The following is a 4,850-nucleotide window of genomic DNA, read 5'->3' as shown; positions in this document are numbered from 1 at the left end:
CGGCCGGAGATCGGGCTCGCCCTCGAGAGGCCAGAGGCTGGCCACGCAGTGCGCGTGGGCGTCCCCGGCCGCCGCCCGCATGACGTCGATCAGCAACGCCGTCTCGCCCGGTGTGGGGGGTGGACGGTCGCGCATGAGGCGGCGCAGGGCCGCCTTGGCCTCGACGATGTCGGGCGGATCGGAAAGGGGGTGCGGAGCCACCACTGCCGTCGGTCTTTTCAGCCCTCCCGGACCTGCTCACGCAGGTGGGCACCAGATAACATGACCAGGATCACGTCAGAGCCAGCTCCCTAAGGAAGTGCTTATCGGCCCAGGGGTTGAGTTACCTGACGCACAGGCCAGCCCCGCGAGGGCAGTCTAGTCCTGCTCGAGCGCGGCTGCAATGCCTTCCGCCCGCTCGACCAGAAGCGCGAGCTGCTCGCGGCGCTGCTGGTTCTCCAGCCGTGCGGCGCGGGCGCCGGCCAGTTCCTCGGCGGCACTGCTCGGCAGGCGGTTGGCGGACAGGTCGTGAACCTCGTCCGCCAGTTGCAGGGCCGCTAGCAGAAGGGTGCGTGCCTCGCCCGTGCGTGCGCCCGACGAGCGAAGGGCGTCGATGCGTGATTCGACGACACGGCCCATGGCCTGCAGGTGGCCTTCCTCGCCGTCGGCGCAGCCGATCGTATAGACATAGCCGTTGATGCGCAGATTGACCTGACCCATGGCTCAGCCCTCCGTCCCGGGTGACGTTTCGTCGAGCAGGGTGCGTATGCGATGAACGACGGCGTCGATGTTTGCGGCCAGCGCGTGCATGTCGACCTGCGGGCCGGCCGGTGCCGGCGGCGCGGATACCGGGCGCTGATCGGCGGAGCGATGCAGTGCGTAGGCAATCCGGTTCAGTGCGTTTTCCAGCCGGTCGGCGGGGTCCGTATCGCCAAGGTCGAATTCGCCAGTCATCGGGTCGGTTGCATCCTCGGCCTGTCCTTGTAGGCTACAGGGATCACCCGCGCGCCGCCGAACGTCAAGCATGATCCCGTCCCAGACCTGCCCGCCGCCACCAATTCTGGTCGAGGTGTTCGATGTCGCCGACGCGCGACAGGCGCTTGCGGCCCTGAGCACGCGTCCCGGCACCGGCACGCTGATCTCGCCGCCCGGTGCCGGGGCCTATCTCGGTCCCGCGTGGTGGCATGCGCTGATGGCCGCCTGTGTCGCGCCGGATGTCGCGTTGTGCATGCCCCCCATTCTCGACTGCGGGGTAGCGGCCGGGCGGGCCGCCGAAGCGGTGCGGCTGGGGATCGGTGCGGTGATCCTGGCCCGACACGCGCCCGGCTTCGACAGCGTGGCGGCCCTGGCGGCGGAGGCGGGGGTGCTGCTGACGGACACGCGCGCACCGTCCATTCCGCTGGTGCGGCTGGAAGACGCCATGCGTCAGCTGCCATCTTCGGTGGCGTGAAAACGGGTGTAGTCGACGGTGATCCGGCCGTTAGGTGCGGCATCGATGATGTCGACGAACCGGTGATTATGCAGAACCTGATCGAAGCCGTACGCCGTGCGCGCGAACACGCTCTGTCCGGACATTTCGTCCGTGCCGGTCAGCGTCACGATGATCTCGGCATCCTCCATGCGGAGCTCAGCGGCGCTCAGGGTCCGCAGGGGGCTTGTGTCATCCACGACGTGCAGGAGCGGAAAGGCGAAGCGCAGGACCGGGATATGGGACTGAACCAGTACCAGGGGCACGAACTGGCGGGCCAGCCGCCCATTGGGCTGGACGACCAGCCGGGCGAGAAACATCTCCACATCCACCGAGAGGATCGGGCTGAGACGGCGATTGGCCATGCGGACGGACAGGTGCGTCGTGCCGTCGTCGGTGCGCAGCAGGGCCCTGTTACTGAACATCACCCGCGCCCGCGGGCGTGAAAAACGCGCGAATACCAGGCCTGTCGCCACGGCGTTGAGCAGCATGCCCGCCAGCAATTCGACCGACACGATGGCGTGGGCGCGCAGGCCGACCGGGGCCAGCAGGCCGTAGCCCACGGTGGACAGCGTCTGGACGCTGAAAAACAGGAAGTCCGAGAAATGACCTGCCCGCGCCCCCACGATCTGGCCGGGCGCGGTCATGTAGAGCAGCGCGAACACCACATTGATGACGGTGTAAAATCCCAGTGACCAGAGCAGGAACGTGCTCCATCGCATCGTCAGGGCATGGTGGTAGAGATCCGACCAGACCCGATCGGCCTGCCCCAGGCGCACGATGTTGTCGTGGCCGCGATCTTCCAGTGCATGATGATGGCGCAGACGGTTCAGCAGCGAGGCGCGCGAACGCGCGGTGCCGGTGTCAGCCGTCCCAGTCTCGTGAGCCATGCCGGTTTCCTGTGCGGTGTCCTGTCCCGCATAGGCGCTTCATCCGGTCTTGCGTATTCCGCCGGGCGCGACCGTCCCATGCGGTGAGGGGATGTTTCCCCGGCCGGTCAGACGTGCCGCACCAGGCGCATCTCGTCGCGGAACAGGGCGATGTCGGCGTCTTCCCCCCGCCACGGCGTGCGATAGGAGAACTCGTTTTGGATTTGCATCAGAACGTCGTGATTACGCGAAACCTCGTCTGCCGAATGATTCGACAAAGAGTCGCGCAGTGACAAGTTACCTGACAGAAGGAAGTAGCGGCGCGATACACCGTCGTCATGCAGGTGGCCGCCATACCCCATCCGAATGAGACGATTGGTATGCTCGACATGTTCGTGGCCGTATTTCCCGAAGCGCGCGTCGATGTAACCGACATAGGACACGGCCTCGTTCGTGAATGCGGAGCACTGGGCCGTCAGCACGTCGGACTCGACGGGGGCGTGCCACGACCCATTGCCGCGCGTCGACGCCGTCCACCATTCGGGCGCGAAGTTGACGTGCCCGTACAGAAGCGACGCCAGCATCCAGTCGCGCTCCCACCCCCAGGCGGTCGGAACCACGTCATCCTCGATCAGGATGATGATGTCGCACCGCGCGACCTCCTTGAGATAGAACAATGCGCGGTTCTTGTTCCAGGCGATCCCGCGATTGGGCGCGCTGACATAGCTCAGGCCCTGTTCGCTCGCCAGAACCGACGCCGTGTCGTCCTGCGAACCATCATCGGCCACGAAAATGGTCGGCGTGACGGAGGTCAGTGCGCGCACGGCGGCAAGCGTCTGGCGCAGCAAACCACTGCGGTTGTAGGTCGGAATCCCGATGCCCAGCCGAAGCGAGAAGATATCCCGCTCCGCCTCCGGTCCATCGAGGCGATCGGTGAAGCCGGCCGGCAACTGATCGGGGCGGAGGAGGGCAAAACTGTCGCTCTGCCCGTCCTCATGGAAGCTGATGCGCGTCCGTGCGAAGAAATGGGGTGACAGGACGGAGGGAAAACCGATCGGGATTTCAAAGCGGGCGTCGCTGTAGTCCGCACCGAAACCTGCTGCGACATCGGGGCTTGGGCGATTCCAGAACGCGCGCGGCACGTGGTCGCGCGTGCCATCGGGGAAGGTGATCGTCACATGCTCCGCCTGCGCCGCGCGCGTGGCCCAGCCCGCGACCTGCATGAAGCGGCCGGCCATGCGGATGTGATCGACCGAAAAGATATGCGGGCTGTCGTTCATCAAACCTGTCCGCCTGTAGGGCCGTCGCGGTCGCGACGGTGTTGAGCCCGGCAGAAGCCTTGCCGACGGTGGTGCGGACGGCGGGGATCGAACCCGCACTCTCGAACGAGAAGCAGATTTTCGTACCACTTCGGCTTTCGCCGCCCCCGGTCGGGGTTCGTGGTCTGGACTATCCCTTCGCCATGGCCGCAAGGCCGAAGGCGCCACCCGTCTAGTCTCTACACCTTGCCGCCTGGTGGCGGCCTTGGCTCGGGATTGGCATGGGCGCAAGGCCGGTAGCGTTCCCCGAGTTTGGGTGGTTCTACGTCACGGATTTCCCCGCGCGCACTCCAATTCAAAGTCTGCTGCGTCTACCGGTTTCGCCACGTCCGCCTGTCGTCGTCTGCCCCTGCCGGGCCCGTCGTCCTTAGCATGGCTCCCGCCCCCTGCAAACCATCGCCCGGCGGTGCGAACGCGCGCTTAGACAGCGCGCAAAAGGGCGGCGCCGTTCCGCCTGAGCCAGTGTTCGGCCTCCCGCCGCCGGTCGCACAGACGCTCCACCAGCGCCCAGAACGCCACGCCATGATCGAAATGTCGCAGATGCGCCAGTTCGTGCACGATGACGTACTCCTGAACCCAGACCGGCGCCATCACCAGACGCCAGCACAGCATCACCTGCCCGCTGTCCGAACAACTGCCCCACCGGCTACGCGTGTCGCGCAGCACCAGCGCGCGCGGCGTCAGCCCCGAACCCTGCGCCGCCGTCTGGACACGCCCCGACAGACGCGCCCGGGCCTCACGCATCAGGAATTCGCGCACCCGGCGCGACAGGAACGCCACGTCGCCGCTGACATGGATCGCCTCGGCCTCGAGCCAGACGCCGCGCCGGGCATCGGTGCGATGGCGGACCGCATGCGCGACACCGTCCAGCATCACGCTGCCGCCATCGGCCACGGGCACGACGGCCGGCATGGACGCAAGGCGCCGCGCGATCCAGTCGCCGTGCGTGCGGACCAGCGTAAGACCACTCTCGACGGGTGTGTCGATCGGCAGCGTTACCACGATCCCCGTACCTGACGGATCGATGCGTAGCGTGATTCGACGCGCACGCGGGGACCGACGCCATGTCACCCGCGTCGTCAACGCCCCCGCTTCGGTGGCCAGGGCAATCGTCTCGGGGAGCATGGGGTCCGGCGAGCGGCCCGCGTTCGTCCGTTGTGCCGACGGGGATGGCGACAGGCGTCGTGGCCGGGCGGTCGGCGCGGGCGGCAGCGG

6 protein-coding genes, 1 other RNA gene and 1 pseudogene are annotated in these 4,850 nt (G+C 67.0%); 1 reads left to right on the top strand and 7 read right to left on the bottom strand.

Going from position 1 to position 4,850, the window contains the following annotated elements:
• The 4 genes and pseudogenes from HUK82_RS14490 to HUK82_RS14475 all read right to left on the bottom strand — a co-directional run.
• Positions 1 to 201, bottom strand: a pseudogene (locus tag HUK82_RS14490) (5-formyltetrahydrofolate cyclo-ligase); the annotation flags it as partial.
• Positions 191 to 348, bottom strand: a non-coding RNA gene (ssrS, locus tag HUK82_RS14485) — 6S RNA. The pseudogene HUK82_RS14490 and the gene ssrS, both read right to left, overlap by 11 nt.
• A gap of 9 nt (positions 349 to 357) precedes the next feature.
• Entirely contained in the window at positions 358 to 699 is a 342-nt protein-coding gene (locus HUK82_RS14480; protein WP_176614630.1) for a cell division protein ZapA, read from the bottom strand.
• A gap of 3 nt (positions 700 to 702) precedes the next feature.
• The gene (locus HUK82_RS14475) at positions 703 to 1,005 is read right to left on the bottom strand and encodes a hypothetical protein (protein WP_246495331.1); all 303 of its coding nucleotides are present in this window, start codon (positions 1,003 to 1,005) and stop codon (positions 703 to 705) included.
• Between HUK82_RS14475 and HUK82_RS14470 the strand changes: the two genes are divergently transcribed.
• A complete protein-coding gene (locus tag HUK82_RS14470) occupies positions 1,004 to 1,429 on the top strand; it encodes a hypothetical protein (protein WP_176614629.1) in 426 nt (141 codons plus the stop codon). The genes HUK82_RS14475 and HUK82_RS14470 overlap by 2 nt on opposite strands.
• On the opposite strand, the gene HUK82_RS14465 is transcribed toward HUK82_RS14470, so the two are convergent.
• From HUK82_RS14465 to HUK82_RS14455, 3 genes are all read right to left on the bottom strand, one after another.
• Positions 1,405 to 2,337 (bottom strand): ion channel, encoded by a 933-nt coding sequence (locus tag HUK82_RS14465; RefSeq protein ID WP_176614628.1) that lies wholly within the window; start codon positions 2,335 to 2,337, stop codon positions 1,405 to 1,407. The two genes, HUK82_RS14470 and HUK82_RS14465, sit on opposite strands and share 25 nt — an antisense overlap.
• A gap of 107 nt (positions 2,338 to 2,444) precedes the next feature.
• A complete protein-coding gene (locus tag HUK82_RS14460) occupies positions 2,445 to 3,596 on the bottom strand; it encodes a glycosyltransferase family 2 protein (protein WP_176614627.1) in 1,152 nt (383 codons plus the stop codon).
• Positions 3,597 to 4,055: 459 nt separating this feature from the next.
• Positions 4,056 to 4,850: M48 family metallopeptidase (locus HUK82_RS14455; protein WP_317134864.1), on the bottom strand; the 795-nt coding region annotated here is incomplete at its 5' end.

The organism is Ameyamaea chiangmaiensis (genome assembly GCF_013376175.1).
Taxonomy (GTDB): Bacteria; Pseudomonadota; Alphaproteobacteria; order Acetobacterales; family Acetobacteraceae; genus Ameyamaea; species Ameyamaea chiangmaiensis.
Note: the sequence above shows the minus strand (reverse complement) of the source record. Positions and strands in the feature narration are given on the sequence as shown.

Coding starts and splice junctions, on each gene's coding strand:
- HUK82_RS14480 (WP_176614630.1), bottom strand. CDS start 699: ATGGGTCAGGTCAATCTGCGCATCAACGGCTATGTCTATACGATCGGC.
- HUK82_RS14470 (WP_176614629.1), top strand. CDS start 1,004: ATGATCCCGTCCCAGACCTGCCCGCCGCCACCAATTCTGGTCGAGGTG.
- HUK82_RS14475 (WP_246495331.1), bottom strand. CDS start 1,005: ATGCTTGACGTTCGGCGGCGCGCGGGTGATCCCTGTAGCCTACAAGGA.
- HUK82_RS14465 (WP_176614628.1), bottom strand. CDS start 2,337: ATGGCTCACGAGACTGGGACGGCTGACACCGGCACCGCGCGTTCGCGC.
- HUK82_RS14460 (WP_176614627.1), bottom strand. CDS start 3,596: ATGAACGACAGCCCGCATATCTTTTCGGTCGATCACATCCGCATGGCC.